The sequence below is a fragment of the Streptomyces sp. NPDC034086 genome (assembly GCF_055575515.1).
In genome coordinates, this window is record NZ_JBVISM010000013.1 from 134,259 (window position 1) to 158,294 (window position 24,036).

Consider the following 24,036-nt stretch of genomic DNA (forward strand, 5'->3'; position numbering starts at 1 on the left):
GGTGCGACGGGGGCGGTACGTCAGCCCAGGTCACCGGTGGCGGTGCGCTCGGCCAGACGCACCAGGGTGCGCACGGCGGAGCCGGTGCCGCCCTTCGGGGTGTAGCCGTACGGGGAGCCCTCGTGGAAGGCCGGGCCGGCGATGTCCAGGTGCGCCCAGGTGATGCCCTCGCCGACGAACTCCTGGAGGAAGAGGCCGGCCACCAGACCGCCGCCCATCCGCACGCCCATGTTGGCGATGTCGGCGGTGGGGGAGTCCATGGTCTTGCGCAGGTCCTCGGGGAGCGGCATCGGCCAGGAGGCCTCGCCGACCTCCTCCGCGATCTCGTGGATCGAGGTGCGGAAGGCGTCGTCGTTGGCCATGATCCCGAAGGTGCGGTCGCCCAGCGCCAGCACCATCGCGCCCGTCAGGGTGGCGACGTCGACGATCGCGTCCGGGGTGTCCTCGGAGGCCTTGGTCAGGGCGTCGCCCAGGACCAGGCGGCCCTCGGCGTCCGTGTTCAGGACCTCGACGGTCTTGCCGCTGTACATGCGCAGGACGTCGCCCGGCTTGGTGGCGGAGCCGGAGGGCATGTTCTCGGCGAGCGCGAGCCAGCCGGTGACGTTGACCTGGAGGCCCAGCTTGGCGGCGGCGATGACGGCGGCGAAGACGGCGGCGGCGCCGGCCATGTCGCACTTCATCGTCTCGTTGTGGCCGGCCGGCTTCAGGGAGATGCCGCCCGAGTCGTAGGTGATGCCCTTGCCGACGAAGGCGAGGGTCTTCTCCGCCTTGGCGTGGGTGTAGGAGAGCTTCACCAGGCGCGGCGGGTTCTCGGAGCCCTTGCCGACGCCCATGATGCCGCCGTAGCCGCCCTTGACCAGGGCCTTCTCGTCGAGGACCTGGACCTTGACGCCGTTCTCCTTCGCGGTCGCGGAGGCGACGGCGGCGAAGGCCTCGGGGGTGAGGTCGTTCGGCGGGGTGTTGATCAGGTCGCGGGCGACGTTGACCTCGGTGGCGACGACGACGGCGCGCTCGGCCGCGGCCTTGTGCTCCTTGTCGCGCGGCTTGGCGCCGAGCAGGGCCACCTCGGCCAGCGGCTGCTTGGGGCCGCCGTTCTTGGCGGCCTTCTTCTCGCCGCCCTGGTAGGCGGTGAAGGCGTACGCGCCGAGCAGCGCGCCCTCGGCCACGGCGGTGACGGCGGAGGCGTCGTCCAGGGGGAGGGCGAAGGCGGCCTTCTTCGAGCCGTGCAGGGCGCGGGAGGCGGAGCCGGCGGCGCGGCGCAGGGCCTCCTCGTCGAAGGGCTCGTCCTGCTCCGGGGCCGTACCGAGGCCGACCGCCAGCACCACCGGGGTCTTGAGGCCGGCCGGGGCGGGCAGCTTGGTGGTCTCGCCCTCGGCGCCCGTGGCGCCGAGCGAGTCGAGCACGGCGGCGAGCTTTCCGTCGAACGCCTTGTCCACGGCCTCGGCGCCGGCGGCCACGACGAGCCCCTTCGGGCCCTTCGCCACGCCGACCACGAGGGCGTCGGCGCGCAGCGTCGCGGCGCCGGCAGTGCTGAGAGTCAGAGCAGTCACGGTGGTGAGGTCTCGCTTCCGTTTGTGTGAGTGGGCGCTTGGGTCGCGTCGGGGTCACCGGCCGCTCCGCAGCGATGGTATTAGGGCCCGGCGGCCGCCGGAAAAGAGCCTACGCGTACGTACTCGCCCGTACGTCACTCCAGGGTTTGTCAAGTTGTTCGATCAGTACGGCGCCAGGTTCACCCATCTGTGGACTCTGCTCCAGGTTTGCCCATGAGGCTTGGCGAGGTCCTGGAGACTCGGGTCACTCTCGCAAGGGGACGTGGGGTCCTTTTGCATGATTTCCACAGCGCCTCCCCGCCCCGGCCTTCCGCCACGGGCCGATGCCGAGGGATGCCTGCGGGGGGAAGGCCGAAATGGTCAACAAGAACCGGATGAACAGGGTCGCCGCGGCGATGGCGGCGGCAGCCCTGATGTCCGTGGCAGTACCCGCCGCGACCGCCCGGGCGGCGGTCGTGACACCCCGGATCGACCTGAAGGTGCTCGTCGTCGACGACGGCGGCAGCTCGGTGGGGGCGATCACCGCGCAGCTCAAGGACACCGGGGTCCCCTACACCCGGGTCGATCTGGCCAGTGCCGGCCGCCCCGTCATCGACGCGGCGTTCCTCGCCGACACCGTCGACGGCCGGCCCCGGGCCAAGTACCAGGGGGTCGTCCTGCCCAACGAGAACCCCTTCGGCGAGGGCTCCGCCGAGATGGCGGCGCTCACCGCGTACGAGACGACGTACGGGATCCGCCAGGTCGACGCCTACACCTGGGCCCATCCGGGGGTCGGGCTCGAGTACACGGACAACGGGGGGTACAGCGGGCAGCTCGACGGCACCCAGGCCGCCGTCACCGCGGCGGGCAAGGCGGGCCCCTTCGGCTACCTCGGGGGACAGGTCACCTTCGAGGACAACTCCGCCGTGGTTCCGGAGAGCTTCGGGTTCATGGGCCGGCCCCGCGCCGGTTACACCAGCTACCTCGACGCCCCCGCCGGCGGCGGACGGGCCTCGCTGGTCGGCGAGTACGCCCACGACGGCCGCAGCGAACTGGTCGTGACCTTCGGCTACAACCAGCACCAGCGGCAGTTCCGGCTGCTGGCGCGGGGCATCGTCGACTGGCTCACCCAGGGCGTCCACCTCGGGCAGGAGCGCAGCTACTTCGCGGTCCACGTCGACGACGTCTTCGCCCCGGACGCCCGCTGGAACACGGAGCTCAACTGCACGCCCGGCGACTACGCCTGCGCGGGCGGGGAGGGCAAGGAGAGCACCATCCGGATGACCGCCGCCGACGCCCAGTACGCGGCGCAGTGGCAGACGTCCAAGAACTTCAAGCTGGACATGCTCTTCAACGCGGGCGCCGGCGAGGAGTGGAAGGCCGAGAACGGCGGCACCGACGCGCTGACCGCCCAGCTCGTCGCCGACCGGGCCAAGTACCGCTGGATGAACCACACCTACACGCACCCCTTCCTCGGCTGCGTCCAGGACACCAGCACCAGCCCCTGGACCTGCACGAAGGACGCCCAGGGCGCCGTCAAGTGGATGAGCCGCGCCGAGATCTCCGCGCAGATCCGCGACAACAACAACTGGGCCCTCGCCAAGGGCATCACCACCGACCGCTCCGAACTCGTCACCGGCGAGCACTCCGGCCTCAAGACCCTCCCGCAGCAGCCGCAGGACAACCCCAACCTGGCGGGCGCCCTCGCCGACAACGGCGTCAAGTGGGCCGGCAGCGACAACTCCCGGGAGCCCGACCAGCGGGCGCTCGGCGCCGCCCTCACCGTCCCCCGCCACCCGATGAACGTGTACTACAACACGGGCACCAACGCGGAGATGGCCGACGAGTACAACTGGATCTACACCAGCCGCGCCGACGGCGGCAGCGGCATCTGCGAGGACAACCCGGACACCTCCACCTGCCTGCCGGCCCCGCTCGACGCCGGCACCGGCTACCTGGAGCACATCGTCCCGGCCGAGGCGCGCACCGCCCTGCGCCACGTACTGGCCAACGACCCGCGCCCGCACTACGTCCACCAGTCCAACCTCGCCGAGGACCGCACCCTGTACCCGGTGCTCAACGAGGTCCTCGACACCTACCGCTCGCTCTACGCGCCCAGCGCGCCGATCGTCAACCAGAGCATGAAGGACACCGGCGTCGAGCTGCGGCGCCGCGCGGCCTGGAACCAGGCGGTCGCCGCGGGGAAGGTGAGCGCCTACAAGATCGGCAAGGACGTCGTGGTGAAGGCGCCGTCCGGCGTGGTCGCCCCGGTCACCGCGCCCAACGGGACGAAGAAGCAGATGCTGCTCGGGACCACCGACTTCGGCACCGCCTACGCCGGAACCCGTTCCGCCTGGACGGCTCCCGAGCCGCTCCAGTCGGCGGTCACGCTCAGGCTCCTCTGACCCGCCGGAGCGACCCGCACGGCCCGTACCACCGCCACGGCTCGTACCGCCCGTACGACTCGCACCACCGGCACGACTCGTACCGCCCGTACGACTCGCACTTCCCGTACCGCCCGTACGACTCACCGCACGCGTAACACCGAGAGCCGGCGCTCCGCGAACCACCCACGGGCGCCGGCCCCTTTTCCGTCCTGGGGGGACACACCGCATGAGCCATGGGCGCCATGTCACCATGCTCACCGAAGGCACCTACCCGCACGTCCACGGGGGCGTCAGCACCTGGTGCGACCAACTGGTACGCGGCATGCCGGAGGTCGACTTCAACGTCATAGCCCTGACCGGCTCCGGACGCGAGCCGGTCACCTGGGAACTGCCGCGCAACGTCTACCGGCACACCGCCGTCCCGCTCTGGGGCCCGACGCCCGGCCGGACCCGCCGCTCGGCCCTGCGGGGCAGGGCCCGCCGCCGCTTCACCGAAACCTACGAGAACCTCCTGCTCTCCCTGCTCGACCCCGGGCACGGCGGCTTCTCCGAGGCCCTGGCCGAACTGGCCCGCCTCGCCCGCGCCGGCCGCCTCGCGCCGGCCCTGCGCTCCGAATCGGTACTGCGCCTGCTGATGGCCGTGTGGACCCGCCCCGGCCTGCTCACCGCCGCCGCCGAACCCACCATCCACGACGCGCTCACCGCCACCGACCTGCTGGAACACGCCCTGCGCCCGCTGGCGGTGCGCATCCCGCCCGACTCCGTCGCCCACGCCGTCAGCAGCGGCCTCGCCACCCTCCCCGCCCTCGCCGCCAAACGCCTGGACGGAGTCCCCTTCCTCCTCACCGAGCACGGCATCTACCTGCGCGAGCGCTACCTCGGCTACCGCAGCGCCGCCCAGCGCTGGCCCGTCAAGGCCCTGATGCTCGGCTTCTACCGCGAGCTGAACTCCGAGGGCTACCGGCAGGCCGACCTGATCACACCGTGCAACCAGTACAACCGCCGCTGGGAGGAACGCGGCGGCGCCGACTCCGAGCGCATCCGCACCGTCTACAACGGCGTCGACCCGCACGCCTTCCCCGAGGCCGGCCCCGAGCCGGAGGTGCCCACCCTCAGCTGGTGCGGCCGCATCGACCCGATCAAGGACCTCGAAACCCTGATCCGCGCCTACGCGTTCATGCGCGAGGAACTGCCCGCCCTGCGCCTGCGCCTCTTCGGCCCGGTCCCGGCCGGCTGCGAGGACTACCGGCTGCGCCTGGAGAAACTCGCCGCCGATCTCGGCGTCGGCGACGGCATCACGTACGAGGGCCGCATCGACCAGGTCGCCGAGGCCTACGCGGCCGGCTCCGTCGTCATGCTCTCCAGCATCAGCGAGGGCTTCCCCTTCAGCATCATCGAAGCCATGTCCTGCGGCCGCACCACCGTCTCCACCGACGTCGGAGGCGTCCGCGAGGCCGTCGGCGACACCGGCCTGGTCGTCCCGCCCCGCGAGCCCGAGACCATGGCCCGCGCCACCCTCGCCCTGCTCCGCGACGACGGACGCCGCGCCGAACTGGGCCGGATGTCCCGCAAGAGGGTCGTCGAGAAGTTCACCCTCCACCAGTCCGTGGACGGCTTCCGGCACATCTACCGCGAACTCGCGGGCCAGCCCGTGCCGCCCGTCCGCGCGGGCGACGACTGGACCCAGCGGCTCGCCGACCCCTGGTGCAACGACCCCTGGAACAAGGAACTCGCGGCCGACGGGAGCACCTGGTGAGCGGATCCCTCTGGCTCAAGCCGCCCGGACCGGAAGGGTCCTGGGTCCACGTCGGCCGCCCGGCCCCCGCCGGCCGCACCGACACCCTGCCCGACCTGCCCCGGCCCCGCCCCGGCGGGCCCGAGCTGCCGGCCGCCGACCCCATGGACGAACTCGCCCGCCGCATGGACGTGTTCGTGGCCGCCGCCGTCCACCCCGACGAGATCGCCGCCGTCCTCGAATCCGACGGGATGACCGACGAGCACATCCGGCTCACCTACGGCCGCCAGGACTCCTTCGCCCTCGCCGAGGAGCTCTACGCCCGCGTCCCCCGCTCCTTCCCCGAGCCCGACCGGCTCCCCGACCCCTGGAAGGTCCCCCTCACCGCCTGCCTGCTGCGCGGCCTGATCTTCGCCCTGCCCGGCCTCGCCTACGTCCTCGCCGCACCCCTGCTGGAGGGCCCGCCCGACCGGCTCGGACTGCCCGCCGGCACCCTGACCCTGCTCGCCGGAGCCCTCATCGGCTGGGTCTGGGACCAGAGCCTGTCCCACCGCGCCTACTCCTGGCTCGGCCTCGGCGACCGCGCCGCCGCCGGCCGGACCCTCCTCGTCGGAGCCCCCGCCGGGGCGCTGCTCGGCACCGCCGCCGCCTTCGCCGTCCCCGGCGGGCCGCCGTTCTCGTACGCCTTCGCCGCCGGGCAGGCCCTGTACGTCGGCGCCGCCACCGTGCTGCTGGTGCTGGGCCGCGAGCGGGTCCTGCTGGCGGCGCTCGCCCCCATGGCCGCCGGGGCGGTCCTCGCGCTCTCCACCGGCCTGCCCGTACCGGTACGCGTCATCCTGCTCGCGGTGTCCCTGCTGGCCGCGTGCGCCCTCGCCCTGCGGCAACTGCCGCTGGCGCGGGGCGTACGGGCCGGCGTGCGCAGGATCCACCGCTGGGCGGAGCGCCGCCCGGGCGAACGCGGCCCCGTGCGCTGGCGGATGCTGCGCGGCGCCGAGGAGGACCACGCCCGCCGCGGGCCCCGCGTCGGCGACTCGGTGCCCTACGGGGTCTTCGGCCTCGGCACCGGCCTGCTGGTGCTGTACGCCGCGCTGGGGGAGGTGCTCGGCGGGGGCCCCGCCGAGGCGGTCGCCGCCCCCTCCGCGGTGGCCCTCACCCTCAGCATGGGCCCCGCCGAATGGCTGCTCCACCGCTTCCGCAGCGGCAGCCTCGCCGGGCTGCGGGCGGCCCGCTCGCCCCGGGCGTTCCGCCGCCGCATGCTCCGCACGCTGGCCCGGTGCCTCGTCCTGTACCTGGCGGTGCTGCTCGCCCTGGGCGTCACCGGGACCCTGCTGTGGCCGGACGCCCCCGGCCTCACCGGGCTCCGCGTCGCCACCCTGCTGCTGCTCGGCGCCGTGATGTGGACCGGGCTGCTCCTGCAGTCCTTCGGCGCGGTCCGGCCCGCCGCCGTGGTCTGCGCCGGGGCGGCCTTCGTCCAGAGCCTGGCCCTGCTCACCGGTACGGGACAGGCCCGCCTGGTCCAGGTCGTCGTCGCGGGCACCGCCGCGGCGGCCCTGGCCGTGCTGGTCTGCCTGCTCCTCGGCCGGGCGACGGCCCACCGCTGAGCCCCTCCCGTCCGCCCGACCGCCCGTACGAGAAGACGAAGGACCCCATGCTGCTGGTGCCGCTCTACGAGCACCCCGCCGACCGGCCCGAGGACTGGGAGCGGCTCATCCGCTCCGCCGGACAGCTGCACTCGGTGGTGCTCAACCCCGACAGCGGGCCCGGCGAGGCCCCCGACGAACGGTTCGCGGCCGTCTCCGCCCGCCTCCGGGACGCGGGCGTGCCCGTCCTCGGCTACACCGACACCGACTACGGCAGGCGCCCGCACGCCGCCGTCGTCCGGGACCTGCTGCGCCACCGCGACTGGTACGGGGCCGACGGCGTCTTCCTCGACCAGGCCGCCGCCGACCCGGAATCGCTGCCGCACTACGGGCGGCTCGCCGTCGCGGCGCGGGCGGCGGGGGCCCGTACGCTCGTCCTGAACCACGGCGTCCACCCGCACCCCGGGTACGCCCGGCTCGCCGACCTGCTCGTCACCTTCGAGGGCCCCTGGGACGCCTACCGCGACCCGGCCGCAGCCCCGCCGCCGTGGACCGCCGAGCATCCCGCCCAGCGGTTCTGCCACCTCGTGTACGCGGTCCCGCCGAACGCGCCCGCCGCCCAGCTCGCGGCCGAGCGCCACGCGGGGGTGCACTGCGCGGTCCCCGGCACGGGAGCGCACCCGTGGGGGACCCTCCCGCACGCCCTGGAGGCCGCCGGATGAAGCGTTTCGGCACCGCCGCGGCCGCGGCCTGCACGGCCGCGCTGCTGCTGCTCACCGCCTGCACCGCCGAACCGGACGACGACCGGGGCCCCGGCCCCTGGCCCTCCCAGGCGCCCGGCGAGCGCTGGCAGCCCCGCCCCGGCACGCCGTGGCAGTGGCAGCTCAGCGGCGAGCTGGACACCTCGGTGGACGTGCCGGTGTACGACGTCGACGGGTTCAACACCACCAAGGAGCAGGTGGCGGCCCTGAAGGCCGAAGGCCGCCGCACCGTCTGCTACATCTCCGCCGGAGCCTGGGAGGACTTCCGCCCGGACAAGGACGACTTCCCGGAGTCGGCGCTCGGCAAGGGCAACGGCTGGGAGGGCGAGCGCTGGCTCGACATCCGCCGCACCGCCGAGCTGGAACCGCTGATGGCCAAGCGCTTCGACATGTGCCGCGACAAGGGCTTCGACGCCGTGGAGCCGGACAACATGGACGCCTACCGCAACGACTCCGGCTTCCCCCTCACCGCCGAGGACCAACTGGCGTTCAACCGCCTCGTCGCGAAGCTCGCCCACGACCGGGGCCTGGCGGTCGGCCTCAAGAACGACCTCGACCAGATCCCGCAGCTCGTCGGCGTCTACGACTTCGCGGTCAACGAGCAGTGCGCCGAGTACGACGAGTGCGAGGAGCTGACCCCCTTCATCGACGCGGGCAAGGCCGTCTTCCACGCGGAGTACGAACTCCCCACGTCCCGCTTCTGCAAGCAGTCCCGCCGCCTGAAGCTCAGCTCGGTGCAGAAGAAGTACGAACTGGGCCCGTGGCGCAAGTCGTGCTGACGCCCTGGCGGGGCCGTCTCCCCTCACGCGCCGTGCGCTCCGGTCCCGCCAAGGTGGCCCCGGGCCGGGTCTTCAGCGGCGCGCGATGCCCGGCGGGCCGATGCCCGACATTCGAGTGTCATGGCTGAGACGCCCGGCCCGCCCCGGGAGGACGAGGGGACTGACGGGAAACCCCCGGCCCGGTCCGGGCACCGCGCACGGGGGTGCGGGGCCCGAGCCGTCGGTGGTCGTCCCGCGCCGCGACTCCGCGCTCACACCGGCAGGATCGCGTGGACGCGGAAGCCGCCGCCGTAGCGGGGGCCCGCGAAGCAGGAGCCGCCCAGGGCGCCGGCGCGTTCGCGCATGCCGAGCAGGCCGTGGCCGCCGCCCGGGTCGCTCTGGCGGGGCGCCGAGTCCGCCGAGTCGCCCCCGTCGTCCAGTACCGTCACCTCCACCGAGTCCCCGACCTGCACCACGCTCACCTCGGCCCGTGCGCCCGGGCCCGCGTGCTTGCGCACGTTGGTCAGCGCCTCCTGGATCACCCGGTACGCCGCCAGGTCCGCCGCCGCCGGCAGCGGCGCGGTGCCGGTGCCGGTGCCGGTGCCGAGCTGGACGGTCGCCGTCACCGGCAGCCCCGCGTGCCGGAAGGTGTTCAGCAGTTCGTCCAGTACGGCCAGTCCCGGCGCGGGTTCCGTCGGCGCCTCCGGGTCGCCGGACTGCCGCAGCAGCCCGACGGTGGCGCGGAGCTCGTTCAGTGCCGAGCGGCTGGCGTCCCGTACGTGGGCCAGGGCTTCCTTCGCCTGGTCGGGCCGCTTGTCCATGACGTGCGCGGCCACCCCCGCCTGGACGTTGACCAGGGCGATGTGGTGGGCCACCACGTCGTGCAGGTCCCGGGCGATCCGCAGCCGTTCCTCGGCGACCCGCCGCCGGGCCTCCTCCTCACGGGTCCGTTCGGCCCGTTCGGCCCGCTCCCGGATGGCGTCGACGAAGGCCCGCCGGCTGCGTACCGCGTCCCCGGCGGCCGCGGCCATCCCGGTCCAGGCGAAGATGCCGATGTTCTCCTGCGCGTACCAGGGCATCGGCCCGGCCAGCATCGCCACCGCGGTGAGGCCGGCCATCGTCAGCAGCCCGGTCCGCCAGGTGGTGGGCCGGTCGGTGAGCGCGGCGACGGTGTACAGGGCGATCACCGCGCTCATGGCGACGGGTGCCCGGGGATCGCCGCTGATCAGCTCCAGCAGCGACAGTCCGCAGGTGACGGCCAGTACCGTACGCGGCCGTTGGCGCCGCAGCACGAGGGCGGCCGCGCCGAGGAGCATCAGCAGCAGGGAGAACGGCTCGGGCGTGCGCGTGCCGAAGGTGGGGCCGTGCGGCCCGTGCGGATCGGCGAAGGAGCCGACGACCATGGAGACCAGCGCCCCGAAGGCGAGCAGGCCGTCGGTGGCGAGCGGATAGGCCCGCATCCACTGCCGGGTGGGGGCGAGGGGCCCGAGGTCTGTCGTCACCCGGACACGGTACGGGCTCGTACGAGAGCCGTGCGGGTCCAGGGGGAGCGGGCGACGACGACGGCCGCCGGCCCAGCGGGGCCCGGGAGCGGGCAGGCCCCCACGCGGCGCGGACCACGCACACCGCCATGACGGCGGCGATGGCCGCCGGGAGCCGAGGTCCTGGACCGGCTGGTACCCCCGGGGCGTGGTCTGCACGATGGGGAAGACGGAGGTCGGGCAGACCGCCCCGAGGGTCATCGGGGCGGATCGCCGCCCGTCGCGGACGAGTGCGTCCCGCACGGACCGCAGCAGGTGCCCCACTCGTGGCGGGCGGACTGCCCGACCTCCGTCCGTGACGTCAGCGAATCGTCTCCAGGTGTTTGCGGTGCAGCCACTTGGGCAGACCGGGTGCCTCCAGGAAGCCCTCCGCCCGACCCGCCGCGATGCCGATCCGCAGGAGGTCCGAACTCTTCTCGAAGAGCATGAACCGCGGCTCCCAGATCGGGCGGTACTTCGCGTTGGCCCGGTAGAGGGACTCGATCTGCCACCAGCGGGAGAAGAAGCTCAGCAGCGAGCGCCACATGCGCAGCACCGGACCCGCGCCGAGCCGGGACCCCCGCTCGAACACGGAACGGAACATCGCGAAGTTGAGCGACACCTGCGTGACGCCGATCTCCTTGGAGCGTTCCAGCAGCTCGATCACCATGAACTCCATCAGGCCGTTCTCGGAGTCCCGGTCACGGCGCATCAGGTCCAGGGACAGGCCCTTGGGGCCCCAGGGCACGAACGACAGCACGGCGCGCAGGTCGCCGTTGCCGTCGGTGCACTCCAGCATCACGCACTGACCGTCGTCCGGGTCGCCGAGCCGGCCGAGCGCCATGGAGAAGCCGCGTTCGGTCGCGCCGTCGCGCCAGTCGTCGGCCCGCTCCAGGAGCACGGCCATCTCCTCGGCCGGGATGTCGGCGTGGCGGCGGATGCGGACGGTGTAGCCGGCCCGCTTGACCCGGTTGTAGGCCTGGCGGACGGTGCGCATGGCGCGGCCCTCCAGGGTGAACTCGTCGGTCTCCACGATGGCCTCGTCGCCCAGTTCCAGGGCGTCCAGGCCGTGCCGGGCGTAGATCTGCCCGGCCTCCTCGCTGGCGCCCATCACGGCCGGCACCCAGCCGTGCTCGCGGGCCTCGGCCAGCCACGGCTCGATCGCGCCGGGCCAGGCCTCGGGGTCGCCGATGGGGTCGCCGGAGGCCAGCGAGACCCCGCCGACGACGCGGTAGGTGACGGCGGCCTTGCCGGTCGGGGACCAGATCACGGACTTCTCGCGGCGCAGGGCGAAGTAGCCGAGCGAGTCGCGGTCGCCCTGCTTGGCGAGCAGTGCCCGCAGCCGCTCCTCGTCCTCGGGGGTGAGGGGGTCGACGGCCCGCCGCGAGCGGAAGGCCGCGAACAGGACGGCGAGCAGCAGCAGCATCGACATCACGTTGATGAACACGTCCACCCAGGCGGGCGTGGTGATCGCGCGGTAGGCCTTGTCGTCGGGCGCGAGCGTGATCAGCCGCATCACGCCGTACCGCCAGCGCGCGAGGAAGGTGGCGTCGGCCCGTTCGGCGTCGGTGTTGGTGGCGCCGACCAGCAGGGCGGCGATCAGCGAGGTGACCAGCAGGCCGACGGCGGCCACGGCGGTGGCGAGCTTCGGGTTGGAGCGGTCGCCCTTCGCGTAGAACTCGTGGCGGCCCAGCAGCAGGGCGACGACGAAGGCCGCGGTGAGGGCGAGCGACACCCAGTTCTGCGCGTGCTGGCGGAACTCCGGGTAGCACATGTTGAGTTCGCCGCCCGTGCAGGGCGCGAAGGCGGCGACCGCGAAGGCCAGCAGCAGCATGCCGCTGACCACCAGGTTCAGGATCCACGCGGCCCGCTTGCGGCGGCCCATGGTGACCGCGAGCAGCAGGGAGAACAGGCCGGAGGCGAAGCCGGCCGTCAGCAGGTACGGGGTGTAGAAATCGGCGGTGTTGTGCCGGCGCAGGTCCTGGCCGAGCGAGAGCCACACCGCGCTGAGGAAGTTCACGAAGGTGACGGCCCGCAGGTACCAGACCGCGAAGGCGGCACCGCGCCGCGACCCGGGGGTGCCCCTGCGGCTCTCCGGCTTCGCGGCCGTTTCCCCTCCTTGCTCCTTCTTGTTGTTGGAACCCTTGCCGGAAGCCTGAAGCGGGCTCCGGTCGGTTTCTGCGCTGGTCAAGCGGACCTCTCCCATGAAAAGCGATGATATGGGGCGTCACCGGTCCGCAGTGCAGTGCGAGCACTGCGGACTGGTCAGGCCCGTAGTGCCCGGTGTCTCAGTCCGTCGGCTGTTCCGCGGCGGCCCTCTCCGGGAGTTCCGCCGCGAGCGCGGCGGCCGCCTGGACCAGGGGGAGCGCCAGCAGCGCCCCGGTTCCCTCCCCTACGGTGACGCCGTGGTCGAGCACCGGGTTGAGTGCCATCCGGTCCAGGGCCTTCGCCTGGCCCGGTTCCCCGCTGGACTGGCCGGCCAGCCACCAGTCGGGGGCGCGGAAGGCGGCCCGCTGGGCCACCAGCCCGCAGGCCGCCGAGACGACCCCGTCGAGGATGACCGGCGTACGGCGCACCGCGCTCTGGAGCAGGAAGCCGGTGATCGCGGCGACGTCCGCGCCGCCCACCGCGGCGAGCAGCGCCAGCTGGTCGCCGAGCACCGGGCGGGCCCGGCGCAGCGAGTCGCGGATGGCGGCGCACTTGCGCATCCAGGCGAGGTCGTCGATCGGCAGGCCGCCGCGGCCGGTGACCACGGACGCGTCCGTCCCGCAGAGCGCGGCCACCAGAGTGGCCGCCACCGTCGTCCCGCCCACGCTCAGGTCGCCGAGGACGACGAGGTCCGTACCGGAGTCGGCCTCCTCGTCGGCGATCTGGATCCCGAGGCGCAGCGCGTCCTCGGCCTCCTCGGCCGTCAGCGCGTCCTCGACGTCGATGCGGCCGCTGCCGCGCCGTACGCGGTGCCGTACCACGTCCTCGGGCAGCAGCCCGGGGTCGCAGTCCAGGCCCGCGTCCACGACGCGCACGCCCGCGCCGTACCGGCCGGCCAGCACGGACACCGGGCTGGTGCCGTCGAGCACAGCGCGCACCAGCTCGTGGGCGCTGCCCGCGGGCCGGGCGGAGACGCCCTGGGCGGCGATCCCGTGGTCGGCGGCGAACAGGACGACGCGCGGCCGCTCGATCGGCCTGACCGGTACCCGGCCCTGCGCGGCGGCCAGCCATTCGGCCAGCTCGTCGAGCCGGCCCAGGGCACCGGGCGGCACGGCCAGCCGCTCACGGCGCTCCTCGGCGTCACGCCGGACGCCCCCGTCGGGGCGTTCGATCAGATCGGAGAAGTCGTCGAGATTCAGCGTGGTCATCTGCCAGAGATTACAGCCGTCCGGACCCTCCCCCGGGGGGTGTACCGGCTCGGCTTCACCCCGGTTGTGCCTTGAGGACGAGCGCCTGCCCCGCGACCACCAGCAGGACGTGTTCGCACTCGCCCGCCACCGCGCTGTTGAGGCGGCCCAGCTCGTCGCGGAACCGCCGCCCCGACGCGGTCGCCGGGACCACCCCGGCCCCCACCTCGTTGCTCACCAGCACCACCGGCCGGCGGCTCGCGCGGAGGGCCGCCACCAGCTCGTCGGCCCGCGCGCGCAGCCGCTTGCGGTCCTCGGCGGCCCACACGGCGTCGTCCCACGCCCCGGCCCGGTCCATGGCGTCGGTGAGCCACAGCGCCAGGCAGTCGATCAGCAGGGGCGGGCCCGCCTGCTCCAGCAGCGGCACCAGTTCGCAGGTCTCCACCGTCCGCCAGGTCGCCGGGCGCCGTTCCCGGTGCAGGCCGACCCGCTGGGCCCACTCCGCGTCACCGTCGCGGGTGCCGCCGGTTGCGACGTACAGCACCTCGGGGAAGGCGGCCAGCCGCCGCTCCGCCTCGAGGGACTTCCCGGAGCGGGCCCCGCCCAGTACCAGGGTGCGGCGCGGCACGTCCGGCACCGCGCGGTACTCCCCGGCCACCACCGTGGTGCCGTCCGGCACCGCGCGGGCCCCGGCCGCCGCGCACCGGCGCTCCAGTTCCGGGCCGGGCGGGGTGTCGTGGTCCAGGTGCACGGCGATCACATCGGTGGCCGGGCCCACGGCGCCGCTCGCCCGCAGCCGGGCCAGGGCCTCCGGCCGGCCGAGCACGTCCGCGAGGACCAGGTCGTACGGGCCGTGCGCGGCTCCCGGGTCGGTGCCGGCCGGGGCCCCGCCCGGCGGGAGGTACAGCAGCCGGCCGCCGTCGGGGCCGGTGACCTCGTACCCGGTGCCCGGCGCGTCCATCGGCACCGCCCGCACCCGGTGCCCGCTGATCACCGCGAGCTCCCGCCCGTCGGGGACCCGCCCGGCGGCGGGCAGCCCGGGCGGCAGTTCCACGGCCGGCCCGTCGTGCGGGTGCGTCAGCAGCACCTGCCGTACGCCGGCCAGGGAATGCCCCGCGCGGGCACCGGCCAGCACCGCCCCGGGGATCAGGTCGAGCAGCAGCGCCCCGTCGACGAGGACGGAGGTCGCGCCGCGGGCCCGGGTGCCCACGGAGACCGCGCAGGCGGCGCAGGGACAGCCGGGGCGGGGCAGTCCTTCAGGGGTACCGGTGCCGAGCAGAGTGAGTTCCACACAGAGATCCTCCCGCGTCGCCGGTAGTGGTGCGCGCCCGGCTACTCTGCGGGCACACTCAAGGCGAGAAGCGTGAGATCGCGGACGAGCAACGGAGGCGGACATGGCGTGGACGTGGCGGTTCGAGGCGGCCGACGGCAGTGAGGTGGCCCCGGCGGTGGAGCCGGAGGAGTTCACCACGCAGGGGGACGCGGAGTCCTGGATCGGGGAGGTCTGGAAGGAGCTCCTGGACGGCGGGGCGGAACGGGTGACCCTGTTCGAGGACGGTACGGAGATCTACCCGATGAGCCTGCGGGCGGCCACGGAGGCCTGAGCCCCGGCGGGGCCCGCCCCGGGAAACGCCGGAACCCCGGGTGGGAGACCCGGGGTTCCGGCGTACTCGGTGGCGTACGGGCGCGACGGAGCAGCGTCAGCCCCGGACCCCGCACAGGTGCAGCAGCGCGGCGACCGCGCGGTAGGGGTCGGTGCGGCCGGCCCGCTCCTCGGCGGCCAGCAGGCGCTCCAGTTCCTCGTCCGGCGGGAGTTCCGCGGCGGCCTCGGTGCCGTCGGTGAAGACCCGCACCCCGTACCAGGTGTGCAGCGGCGCGCCGATCCCCGACAGGGTGGCCGTGAGGTCGGCCAGCCGGTCGGCCCGTACCCGCAGGCCGAGCCGGTTCGTGTAGTCGACGGTGTCGAAGGCGGCCAGCGCCCCCGCCCAGTCGCCCGACAGTCCGGGCCGCAGGGCGAGCGCGTCGCCGTTGCGCACCAGCAGGGACAGCAGGCCGCCGGGGGCCAGCATCCGGGCCAGTCCGGCGAGCATCGCGTCGGGTTCGGACACGTACATCAGCACGCCGTGGCACAGCACCACGTCGAAGCTGCCCGGCTCGAAGTGCGCGCCGGTCTCCCGGCCGTCGCCCTCCACCAGCTCGACCCGGTCGCGGATCCCGGCGGGTTCCGCGGCCAGCGCGGCGTGCGCGACGGCCAGCATGGCGGCGTCCTGCTCCAGGCCGGTGACACGGTGTCCCGCCCGGGCCAGGCGCAGCGCCTGGGTGCCCTGGCCCATGCCGACGTCGAGGACCCGCAGCCGCTGCCCCACCGGGAAGCGGTGCGTGATCTGTTCCTCGACCTGCCGGCCGACGAGTTCCTGGCGGACGGCGTTGCGCAGTCCCCCCAGGCCCTCCAGCCACAGCCGGGCTCCCTCGGAGAAGCCCTCCCCCGACGATGCCCCCGGTGCTCCGGGCGCCGCTCCGGTCAGGGCCGCTCTCCGCGCTTGACCTGCGGCTTGGGCAGGCGCAGGCGACGCATCTGGAGGGTGCGCATCAGGCCGTACGCGACGGCGCCGCGGCGCGGCTCGTCCGGGAAGCGCTCGTTGAGCGCCTTCCGCAGCCGGAGCCACAGGCCGATGGAGTCGAGGACGATCAGGACGATCACGCCGAGCCACAGCATCAGCGCGATGTTCTGGATGGACGGGACCCGGATCATGCTCAGGACGAGGATGATCACGGCCAGCGGCAGGAACATCTCCGCGACCGAGAAACGGGAGTCCACGAAGTCGCGGACGAACCGGCGCACCGGCCCCTTGTCACGGACGGGCAGATAGCGCTCGTCGCCGTTGGCCAGCGCCTCGCGCTGCCTGACCATCTCTTCCCGGCGGCGCTCGCGGGCTCGCTTGGCGTCCTCCTTGCGGTTGCCGGTCGAGGCCACGACGGCCTTGCGCTGCGACTGGGCCACAGCACGCTTCGGCGTCGGGCGGCCCTTCGGGGCCTGCGGGTCACGGGGCTGCGAAGGTCCGGCGCTCACCTTGTCGGTGGCGGAGGCCTTCTCTTCCTTGGAGGAGCGGCTACCAAACACAAAACCCAAGCGTACGTGGTCGGGGCCACCGTCCCCACCCCGGCGGGGAACGATCCGGCAACGGCGGGCGTCTACCGAGTACGCACCTCTCGCGGTCGCGGTGCCGGACCTCGGGGATCACCTACTCCTCACGCCTGACGCGGCGGCGGGGGTACTCGTCCTGGAGGAGGAGCGCATCCGTACTCGAACAGTGCGGTAATGGAGACAGGGCCCGTACTGTGGGTCCTGTCGGTGACCTGGAGCACAGTCCGTCTAGAAGGGGGCGCGCGAAGCCCATGAGCGGTGTCATGAAGCGTATGGGGATGATCTTCCGCGCGAAGGCGAACAAGGCCCTGGACCGGGCCGAGGACCCGCGCGAGACCCTCGACTACTCGTACCAGAAGCAGCTGGAGCTGCTGCAGAAGGTGCGCCGCGGCGTCGCCGACGTGGCGACCTCCCGCAAGCGCCTGGAACTGCAGCTGAACCAGCTCCAGAGCCAGTCCGCCAAGCTGGAGGACCAGGGCCGCAAGGCCCTCGCCCTGGGCCGTGAGGACCTGGCCCGGGAGGCCCTCTCCCGCCGCGCCTCCCTCCAGCAGCAGGTCAGCGACCTGGAGGTGCAGCACCAGACCCTCCAGGGCGAGGAGGAGAAGCTGACGCTGGCCTCGCAGCGCCTCCAGGCCAAGGTGGACGCCTTCCGTACGAAGAAGGAGACCATCAAGGCCACCTACACGGCCGCCCAGGCGCAGACCCGCATCGCGGAGTCCTTCTCCGGCATCTCGGAGGAGATGAGCGACGTCGGTCTGGCCATCCAGCGGGCCGAGGACAAGACCGCGCAGCTCCAGGCCCGCGCCGGCGCGATCGACGAGCTGCTGGCCTCCGGCGCCCTGGACGACCAGAGCGGCCTGGGCTCCAAGGACGACATCCAGGCCGAGCTCGACCGCCTCTCCGGCGGCACCGACGTCGAGCTGGAGCTCCAGCGGATGAAGGCCGAGCTGGCAGGGGGGCCGTCCGCCCAGCAGCAGGCCCTGGAGGGCGGCGCCCCGGGCACCGGCCAGCCGCAGCAGAGCCCGCACCGGTTCGACAAGCAGTAGGACAGGGGCCCGTCATGATCGTCCGCATCATGGGGGAGGGCCAGCTCAGGCTGGCCGACCGTCACCTCGCCGAGCTCGACAAGCTGGACGACGAGCTCCTCCGGGAGATGGAGGGCGGCGACGAGGAGGGCTTCCGGCGCACGCTGGGGGCGCTGCTCGACGCCGTCCGGCACCTCGGCAGCCCGCTGCCCGACGAGGCGCTGGAGCCCTCCGAGCTGATCCTGCCCGCACCCGGGGCCACGCTCGAGGAGGTCCGGCAGATGCTCGGCGACGACGGCCTCATCCCGGGCTGAGCCGGCCCCGGCCGCACCGGCACCGCGCAGACACCTCACCGGCACCGCACCGCGCAGGGCCCGCCCCGGACGGGGCGGGCCCTGCGCGTCACTGCCGTTCCCCCGGCGGGCGGGGCTCGGCGGGGTGCTTCTCCGGGTCGGAGAGTCCGCTGATGAAGTTCTCGAACTTGCGGCGGGGCCGCGCCCACCGCCGGTCGTGGTGGTAGGCCCGCAGCTCCGCCCTGGCGCGCGCCCGCGGGCGCTTGGCGTAGAGGCGCTTGGCGTACGGGGAACCGGGCCGGGCCAGGCGCACCGCTCCGATCAGCGCCACGAAGGGGATGACCAGCCCGAATATCGCGGTGCGCGGCTTCCCCTTCCACAGGGCGATCAGGGCGAGGAAGAAGTTGACGGCGGTGTTCATGACGACGAGCCCGCGGCTGTGCCGTTCCTCCGGCGACAGCTCGTTGACCCCGAACGGCAGGAAGCCGCCCAGCACCAGCGCCACCACCGCGGCCGTCAGCACCACGATCTCGACGCTCTTGCGGCCCTGTTCGCTCCAGTAGACGTCGTCCAGGTGCAGGATCAGCGCGAACTCGTCCAGGACCAGGCCCGCGCCCAGCCCGAAGAGCACCGCCGACAGGGCCGCCCCGAAACTGTGCCCGCCGCTGCCGACCGCGCCGAACCCGCCGATGATCACCAGCACCACGCCCGGCACCACGTGGTGGACGTGCACCCCTCCCGGGGTGATGTTCTTGAAGGGTCCCCGACCGGCCCGGATCAGCCGCGTGATGACCCGGGTGACCAGGAACGACAGGACGAAGGACAGCAGGGCCAGCAGCAGCGGGAGCTTCCCCGGCTCGATGATGTTGCGTTCCCACCAGTGACCCACGACACCAGCTCCCGATATGGCACGTAATGAGTAATTTACCGGCCACCGTATGCGGGTAGCGTTCGCGCCGATGACAGACTCCACCGATGATCCACTGCCCCCGCCGCCGCAGGAACGCGCCTCCCTGTCCGAGGGGCTCCGCTTCGCCCTCGGCACGCTGACCGTCCTGCCCGCGCGCGTCACCCGCTGGGACCGGCCCGCCGCCCGTACAGGCATGGCCTGCGCCCCGCTCGCCGGCCTCGCCGTCGGCCTGCTCGCCGCCGTGCCCGGCACGCTCCTGCTGCTCCTCGGCGGCGGCCCGCTGCTCGCCGCGGCCGTCACCGTCGCCGTACCGGCGGCGCTGACCCGGGGGCTCCACCTGGACGGCCTGGCCGACACGGCCGACGGGCTGGGCAGCGCCAAGCCCGCCGAGGACGCCCTGCGGATCATGAAGCAGTCCGACATCGGCCCCTTCGGGGTCATCTCGCTGCTCGTCGTCTTCCTGGTCCAGGTCGCCGCCCTGGCCAACGCGTACGCCGACAGCTGGATCCGGGGCGCGCTGGCCGCCGTACTCGCCGCCGTCACCGCCCGCCTCGCGATGACCCTCGCCTCCCGTGAGGGAGTCCCCGCCGCGCGCCCCGAGGGGCTCGGCGCGGCGGTCGCCGGCGCGGTCCCGCACCGGACGGCCGCCGGGGTCGCCGTCGCCGTCGTGGCGGCCGCCACCCTCGCCGCCCTCCCGGCGGGCCCGACCGCCGCCGCCCAGCACGCGGCGGCCGTCCTCGCGGCCCTGCTCGCCGCCGAACTCCTGCTGCGCCGCTGCGTCAGCCGCTTCGGCGGGGTCACCGGGGACGTCTTCGGCGCCCTGTGCGAAGTCGCCGCGACCACCGCCCTGGTGGCCCTCGCCCTCGGCTGACCCCCCGCCCCCCACGGCCCCCCGCCCCCCACGGCCCCCCTCGCCGGCCGCGCGGCCGCGGCCGGCGCCTACCCTGACGCCATGACAGACCCCGCCGACGCCGGCCCCGCCCGCATCCGAGTCCTGCTCGCCGACGACCAGGCACTGCTGCGCAGCGCGTTCAGGGTGCTCGTCGACTCCGAGCCCGACATGGAGGTCGTCGGGGAGGCCTCGGACGGAGCCCAGGCCTACGCCCTCGCCCGTGAACACCGGGCCGACGTGGTCCTCATGGACATCCGGATGCCCGGCACCGACGGGCTCGCCGCCACCCGCATGATCAGCGCCGACCCGGAGCTGTCGGACGTCCGCGTGGTCATGCTGACCACCTTCGAGGTGGACGAGTACGTGGCCGCGGCCCTGCGCGCCGGAGCCTCCGGCTTCCTCGGCAAGGGCGCCGAACCCGAGGAACTCCTCAACGCCATCCGGGTCGCCCGGGCCGGGGAGGCGCTGCTGTCCCCGGCCGCCACCAGAGGGCTCATCGCCAGCTTCCTCGCCCAGGGCGGCCACGCCGGCGCCCCCGCCGCCGGATCCGCCCACGCCGAACGGCTCGCCGCGCTGACCGGACGCGAGCGCGAGGTCCTCGTACTGGTCGCCGGCGGTCTGTCCAACGACGGCATCGCCGCCCGGCTGGAGGTCAGCCCCCTGACGGTGAAGACCCACGTCAACCGGGCCATGGCCAAGCTCGGGGCGCGCGACCGGGCCCAATTGGTGGTCATCGCGTACGAATCGGGACTGGTCCGGCCGCGCGCCGACTGACCCCCGGCCGGGGGGCGGCGGGACGGAGTACTGCGGACGCGGTACGCCGCACACGAGGACGGCACCTGGGAGCGACGCGGCGGCGCTCCCCGGTGCGAAAGGCTGAGGGCCCCTCGCGAACGAACAGCAGAGAGATCCCGCCCATGTCCTGGCTGTCCCGCTTCAGCCTGGCCCAGAGAGCGCTGGTCGGCCTCGTGTCGATCGTGGCCCTCCTCTTCGGCGCCATAGCCATCCCCCAGCTCAAGCAGCAGCTGCTGCCCTCCATCGAACTGCCGATGGTCTCCGTGCTCGCGCCGTACCAGGGCGCCCCGCCCGACGTGGTCGAGAAGCAGGTCGTCGAGCCGATCGAGAACACCCTCAAGGGCGTCGACGGCATCACCGGCATCACCTCGACCGCCAGCGAGGGCAACGCCCTCATCCGCGCCACCTTCGACTACGGCGACAGCGGTACCGAGCAGCTCGTCGCCGACGTCCAGCAGGCCGTCAACCGGGCCCGCGTCCGGCTGCCCGCCGAGGTGGACCCGCAGGTCGTGGCCGGCTCCACCGACGACATCCCGACCGTCGTCCTCGCCGTCACCTCCGACAAGGACCAGCAGGCGCTGGCCGACCAGCTGAACCGTTCCGTCGTCCCCGTCCTGGAGGACATCGACGGCGTCGGCCAGGTCAGCGTGGACGGCGTCCGCGACCTCCAGGTCACCGTCACCCCCGACACCGCCAAGCTGGCCGCCGCCGGCCTCGACGGGGCCGCGCTCGCCGAAGGCCTCAGGGCGGGCGGTACGACCGTCCCCGCCGGCTCCTTCGACGAGGGGGGCGAGAACCGCACCGTCCGCGTCGGCTCCGGCTACACCTCGCTCGCCCAGCTGGAGGAACTCCGGCTGGCCGCGCGGCCCGGCGGCCCGGCCGTCCGCCTCGGCGACGTGGCCGCCGTCAAGCAGGAGCCGGCCCGCGCCGACTCCCTCACCCGCACCAACGGCAAGCCCAGCCTCGCCCTCGTCCTCACCATGGACAAGGACGGCAGCGCCGTCGCCATCTCCGAAGCCGTCAAGGCCGAGCTGCCCGGGCTGCGCTCCGCGCTCGGCTCCGGCGCGGAGCTGACCGTCGTCAGCGACCAGGGCCCGGCCGTCGCCCGCTCCATCTCGGGCCTGACCACCGAGGGCCTGCTCGGCCTCGTCTTCGCCGTCCTCGTGATCCTGGTCTTCCTGGCCTCGATCCGCTCGACCCTGGTCACCGCGGTCTCCATCCCGCTGTCCGTGGTCCTCGCCCTGATCGTGCTGTGGACCCGCGACCTGTCCCTCAACATGCTCACGCTGGGCGCCCTCACCATCGCCATCGGCCGGGTCGTCGACGACTCGATCGTGGTGCTGGAGAACATCAAGCGCCACCTCGGCTACGGCGAGGAGCGCGAGGCCGCGATCACCACCGCGGTCAAGGAGGTGGCCGGCGCGGTCACCTCCTCGACGCTCACCACCGTCGCCGTCTTCCTGCCGATCGGCCTCGTCGGCGGCATGATCGGCGAACTCTTCGGCTCCTTCTCGCTCACCGTGACCGCCGCCCTGCTGGCCTCGCTGCTGGTGTCCCTGACGGTCGTCCCGGTGCTGTCGTACTGGTTCCTGCGCGGCCCCGCGGGGGTCACGCCGCAGAACGCCGAGAGCGCCGCGCAGGCCCGTCGCGAGGCCGAGGAGAAGGAGGCGAACAGCCGCCTCCAGCGCCTGTACGTACGCGTCCTGGGCTTCGCCACCCGCCGCCGGCTGACGAGCGTGGCGATCGCCGTCGTCGTCCTCGTCGCCACGTTCGGGATGACTCCGCTGCTGAAGACCAACTTCTTCGACCAGGGCGACCAGGACGTCCTGACGGTGAAGCAGCAGCTGCCCGCCGGCACCTCCCTGGCCGCGTCCGACGAGGCGAGCCGCAAGGTGGAGAAGGCCCTGGAGTCCGTCGAGGGCGTCAAGGACCACCAGGTCACCGTCGGCTCCTCCGGCTTCCTCGCCGCCTTCGGCGGCGGCACGGGCACCAACCAGGCCTCCTTCCAGGTCACCCTGGAGGACGCGGGCCGCTCCGACGCCGTCAGGCAGCGGATCCAGGACGCGCTCGGCGAGCTCGACGGCATCGGCGACACCTCCGTCTCGGCGGGCGGCGGCTTCGGCGGCCAGAACCTGAGCGTGGTCGTCAAGGCCGGTGACGCGGGCGTGCTCGCGAAGGCCGCCGAACAGGTCCGGGCCGAGGTGGCCACCCTCGACGACGTCACCGACGTGCAGAGCGACCTGGCCCAGTCGGTGCCCCGGATCTCGGTCACCGCCACCCCGAGGACCGCCGAGGCGGGCCTGAACCAGGCCGCCCTGGGCGCGCTCGTCGCCCAGGCGGTCCGCGGCAACCCGGTGGGCAAGGCCGTACTGGACGGCACCGAGCGGGACGTCGTCGTGCGCTCCGCGCAGCCGGCCGCCACCCTCGCCGAGCTCCAGGCCCTGCCGGTCGGCCCGGCCAGGCTCGGTGACATCGCCGAGGTGAAGGTCGTCCCCGGCCCGGTCGCGATGACCCGGATCGACGGCGCCCGCGCCGCCACCGTCACCGCCAGGCCGGTCGGCGACAACACGGGCGCGGTCAGCGCCGCCCTCCAGAGCAAGCTGAAGGCCCTGGACCTGCCGGAGGGGGCCACGGCCTCCATCGGCGGCGTCTCCGAGGACCAGGACGAGGCCTTCGCCTCGCTGGGCCTGGCCATGTTCGCCGCCATCGCGATCGTGTTCATGCTGCTGGTCGCGACCTTCCGCTCGCTGGTCCAGCCGCTGATCCTGCTCGTCTCCATCCCGTTCGCCGCCACCGGGGCGCTGGGCCTGCTCATCGTCACCGGCACCCCGATGGGCGTCCCCGCGCTGATCGGCATGCTGATGCTCATCGGCATCGTCGTGACCAACGCGATCGTCCTGATCGACCTGGTCAACCAGTACCGGGCGCAGGGCCTGGGCGTCGTCGAAGCGGTCGTCGAGGGCGGCCGGCACCGCCTGCGCCCGATCCTGATGACGGCCCTGGCGACGATCTTCGCCCTGCTGCCCATGGCGCTGGGCGTCACCGGCGAGGGCGGCTTCATCTCGCAGCCGCTCGCGGTGGTCGTGATCGGCGGCCTGGTCAGCTCGACCCTGCTGACCCTGCTCCTGGTGCCGACCCTCTACACGATGGTGGAGCTCCGCAAGGAGCGCCGCCGCGCGAAGAGGAGGGCCCGCCTGACGGTGGTCCCGTCGCCGGCGGACGGGGCCCCGGCCAAGGCCTGACCCCGGTCGGCCCGCCCACAGGCCCTCCGCCGCCGTGACCGCACGGCGGCGGGGGGCCTCAGTGGTGCCGGGGGCCGGGGAGGCCCGGGGCCGGCGACGCGTGGGGAGGGGAGGAAACGCCGAGGGCGC

At 73.7% G+C, this 24,036-nt stretch carries 19 protein-coding genes; 11 read left to right on the forward strand and 8 right to left on the reverse strand.

Annotated features, from left to right (window positions below):
* Positions 1 to 20: 20 nt before the first annotated feature.
* The gene (locus ACZ514_RS25705; protein ID WP_469125773.1) at positions 21 to 1,550 is read right to left on the reverse strand and encodes a leucyl aminopeptidase; all 1,530 of its coding nucleotides are present in this window, start codon (positions 1,548 to 1,550) and stop codon (positions 21 to 23) included.
* 356 nt (positions 1,551 to 1,906) lie between these two features.
* On the opposite strand from ACZ514_RS25705, the gene ACZ514_RS25710 reads away from it, so the two are divergent.
* From ACZ514_RS25710 to ACZ514_RS25730, 5 genes are all read left to right on the forward strand, one after another.
* A complete protein-coding gene (locus ACZ514_RS25710; RefSeq protein ID WP_469125774.1) occupies positions 1,907 to 3,934 on the forward strand; it encodes a hypothetical protein in 2,028 nt (675 codons plus the stop codon).
* Positions 3,935 to 4,142: 208 nt separating this feature from the next.
* On the forward strand, positions 4,143 to 5,672 hold the full coding sequence (pelF, locus tag ACZ514_RS25715) for a GT4 family glycosyltransferase PelF (RefSeq protein WP_468174335.1): 1,530 nt from the start codon (positions 4,143 to 4,145) through the stop codon (positions 5,670 to 5,672).
* Positions 5,669 to 7,252, forward strand: a complete 1,584-nt coding sequence (locus ACZ514_RS25720) for a hypothetical protein (protein ID WP_469125775.1) — start codon at positions 5,669 to 5,671, stop codon at positions 7,250 to 7,252. Before pelF ends, ACZ514_RS25720 begins: the two co-directional genes overlap by 4 nt.
* Positions 7,253 to 7,299: 47 nt before the next feature.
* Positions 7,300 to 7,953, forward strand: a complete 654-nt coding sequence (locus ACZ514_RS25725; RefSeq protein WP_468174331.1) for a spherulation-specific family 4 protein — start codon at positions 7,300 to 7,302, stop codon at positions 7,951 to 7,953.
* On the forward strand, positions 7,950 to 8,771 hold the full coding sequence (locus ACZ514_RS25730; protein ID WP_468174329.1) for an endo alpha-1,4 polygalactosaminidase: 822 nt from the start codon (positions 7,950 to 7,952) through the stop codon (positions 8,769 to 8,771). Before ACZ514_RS25725 ends, ACZ514_RS25730 begins: the two co-directional genes overlap by 4 nt.
* A gap of 251 nt (positions 8,772 to 9,022) precedes the next feature.
* Here ACZ514_RS25730 and ACZ514_RS25735 read toward each other — a convergent pair whose 3' ends face one another.
* The 4 genes from ACZ514_RS25735 to ACZ514_RS25750 all read right to left on the reverse strand — a co-directional run bounded on the left by ACZ514_RS25735 (position 9,023) and on the right by ACZ514_RS25750 (position 14,896).
* Positions 9,023 to 10,210, reverse strand: coding sequence for a sensor histidine kinase (locus ACZ514_RS25735; RefSeq protein ID WP_468699633.1), 1,188 nt, complete (start codon positions 10,208 to 10,210; stop codon positions 9,023 to 9,025).
* Between the two features lie 382 nt (positions 10,211 to 10,592).
* Positions 10,593 to 12,476 carry a phosphatidylglycerol lysyltransferase domain-containing protein gene (locus ACZ514_RS25740; RefSeq protein WP_468174327.1) on the reverse strand — a complete coding sequence of 628 codons (1,884 nt, stop codon included), beginning with the start codon at positions 12,474 to 12,476 and terminating at the stop codon, positions 10,593 to 10,595.
* 82 nt (positions 12,477 to 12,558) lie between these two features.
* The gene (cobT, locus tag ACZ514_RS25745; protein ID WP_469125776.1) at positions 12,559 to 13,626 is read right to left on the reverse strand and encodes a nicotinate-nucleotide--dimethylbenzimidazole phosphoribosyltransferase; all 1,068 of its coding nucleotides are present in this window, start codon (positions 13,624 to 13,626) and stop codon (positions 12,559 to 12,561) included.
* A 55-nt stretch (positions 13,627 to 13,681) separates the two neighbouring features.
* On the reverse strand, positions 13,682 to 14,896 hold the full coding sequence (locus ACZ514_RS25750) for a bifunctional adenosylcobinamide kinase/adenosylcobinamide-phosphate guanylyltransferase (protein ID WP_469125777.1): 1,215 nt from the start codon (positions 14,894 to 14,896) through the stop codon (positions 13,682 to 13,684).
* A 103-nt stretch (positions 14,897 to 14,999) separates the two neighbouring features.
* On the opposite strand from ACZ514_RS25750, the gene ACZ514_RS25755 reads away from it, so the two are divergent.
* On the forward strand, positions 15,000 to 15,209 hold the full coding sequence (locus ACZ514_RS25755) for a hypothetical protein (protein WP_388935669.1): 210 nt from the start codon (positions 15,000 to 15,002) through the stop codon (positions 15,207 to 15,209).
* A gap of 96 nt (positions 15,210 to 15,305) precedes the next feature.
* Here ACZ514_RS25755 and ACZ514_RS25760 read toward each other — a convergent pair whose 3' ends face one another.
* Positions 15,306 to 16,064 (reverse strand): methyltransferase domain-containing protein, encoded by a 759-nt coding sequence (locus tag ACZ514_RS25760; RefSeq protein WP_468699632.1) that lies wholly within the window; start codon positions 16,062 to 16,064, stop codon positions 15,306 to 15,308.
* 62 nt (positions 16,065 to 16,126) lie between these two features.
* The gene (locus ACZ514_RS25765; RefSeq protein WP_468174321.1) at positions 16,127 to 16,735 is read right to left on the reverse strand and encodes a DUF3043 domain-containing protein; all 609 of its coding nucleotides are present in this window, start codon (positions 16,733 to 16,735) and stop codon (positions 16,127 to 16,129) included.
* A gap of 266 nt (positions 16,736 to 17,001) precedes the next feature.
* Here ACZ514_RS25765 and ACZ514_RS25770 point away from each other — a divergent pair, with 266 nt between their 5' ends.
* On the forward strand, positions 17,002 to 17,796 hold the full coding sequence (locus ACZ514_RS25770; RefSeq protein WP_468174319.1) for a PspA/IM30 family protein: 795 nt from the start codon (positions 17,002 to 17,004) through the stop codon (positions 17,794 to 17,796).
* A gap of 14 nt (positions 17,797 to 17,810) precedes the next feature.
* Positions 17,811 to 18,089 (forward strand): PspA-associated protein PspAA, encoded by a 279-nt coding sequence (gene pspAA, locus ACZ514_RS25775; protein ID WP_469125778.1) that lies wholly within the window; start codon positions 17,811 to 17,813, stop codon positions 18,087 to 18,089.
* 88 nt (positions 18,090 to 18,177) lie between these two features.
* Here pspAA and ACZ514_RS25780 read toward each other — a convergent pair whose 3' ends face one another.
* A complete protein-coding gene (locus tag ACZ514_RS25780; RefSeq protein WP_469125779.1) occupies positions 18,178 to 18,957 on the reverse strand; it encodes a hypothetical protein in 780 nt (259 codons plus the stop codon).
* Between the two features lie 70 nt (positions 18,958 to 19,027).
* Between ACZ514_RS25780 and cobS the strand changes: the two genes are divergently transcribed.
* From cobS to ACZ514_RS25795, 3 genes are all read left to right on the forward strand, one after another.
* Positions 19,028 to 19,849, forward strand: coding sequence for an adenosylcobinamide-GDP ribazoletransferase (gene cobS, locus ACZ514_RS25785; protein ID WP_468699543.1), 822 nt, complete (start codon positions 19,028 to 19,030; stop codon positions 19,847 to 19,849).
* An 81-nt stretch (positions 19,850 to 19,930) separates the two neighbouring features.
* A complete protein-coding gene (locus ACZ514_RS25790) occupies positions 19,931 to 20,644 on the forward strand; it encodes a response regulator (protein WP_468699542.1) in 714 nt (237 codons plus the stop codon).
* A gap of 143 nt (positions 20,645 to 20,787) precedes the next feature.
* Positions 20,788 to 23,907, forward strand: coding sequence for an efflux RND transporter permease subunit (locus ACZ514_RS25795; protein ID WP_469125780.1), 3,120 nt, complete (start codon positions 20,788 to 20,790; stop codon positions 23,905 to 23,907).
* The last annotated feature ends 129 nt before the right edge of the window (positions 23,908 to 24,036 follow it).

Excerpts from the sequence above, each read along its gene's own strand:
- ACZ514_RS25710 (WP_469125774.1), top strand. The coding sequence starts at position 1,907 with ATGGTCAACAAGAACCGGATGAACAGGGTCGCCGCGGCGATGGCGGCG.
- pelF (WP_468174335.1), top strand. The coding sequence starts at position 4,143 with ATGAGCCATGGGCGCCATGTCACCATGCTCACCGAAGGCACCTACCCG.
- ACZ514_RS25725 (WP_468174331.1), top strand. The coding sequence starts at position 7,300 with ATGCTGCTGGTGCCGCTCTACGAGCACCCCGCCGACCGGCCCGAGGAC.
- ACZ514_RS25730 (WP_468174329.1), top strand. The coding sequence starts at position 7,950 with ATGAAGCGTTTCGGCACCGCCGCGGCCGCGGCCTGCACGGCCGCGCTG.
- ACZ514_RS25735 (WP_468699633.1), bottom strand. The coding sequence starts at position 10,210 with ATGCGGGCCTATCCGCTCGCCACCGACGGCCTGCTCGCCTTCGGGGCG.
- ACZ514_RS25740 (WP_468174327.1), bottom strand. The coding sequence starts at position 12,476 with ATGGGAGAGGTCCGCTTGACCAGCGCAGAAACCGACCGGAGCCCGCTT.
- cobT (WP_469125776.1), bottom strand. The coding sequence starts at position 13,626 with ATGACCACGCTGAATCTCGACGACTTCTCCGATCTGATCGAACGCCCC.
- ACZ514_RS25755 (WP_388935669.1), top strand. The coding sequence starts at position 15,000 with ATGGCGTGGACGTGGCGGTTCGAGGCGGCCGACGGCAGTGAGGTGGCC.
- ACZ514_RS25770 (WP_468174319.1), top strand. The coding sequence starts at position 17,002 with ATGAGCGGTGTCATGAAGCGTATGGGGATGATCTTCCGCGCGAAGGCG.
- pspAA (WP_469125778.1), top strand. The coding sequence starts at position 17,811 with ATGATCGTCCGCATCATGGGGGAGGGCCAGCTCAGGCTGGCCGACCGT.
- cobS (WP_468699543.1), top strand. The coding sequence starts at position 19,028 with ATGACAGACTCCACCGATGATCCACTGCCCCCGCCGCCGCAGGAACGC.
- ACZ514_RS25790 (WP_468699542.1), top strand. The coding sequence starts at position 19,931 with ATGACAGACCCCGCCGACGCCGGCCCCGCCCGCATCCGAGTCCTGCTC.
- ACZ514_RS25795 (WP_469125780.1), top strand. The coding sequence starts at position 20,788 with ATGTCCTGGCTGTCCCGCTTCAGCCTGGCCCAGAGAGCGCTGGTCGGC.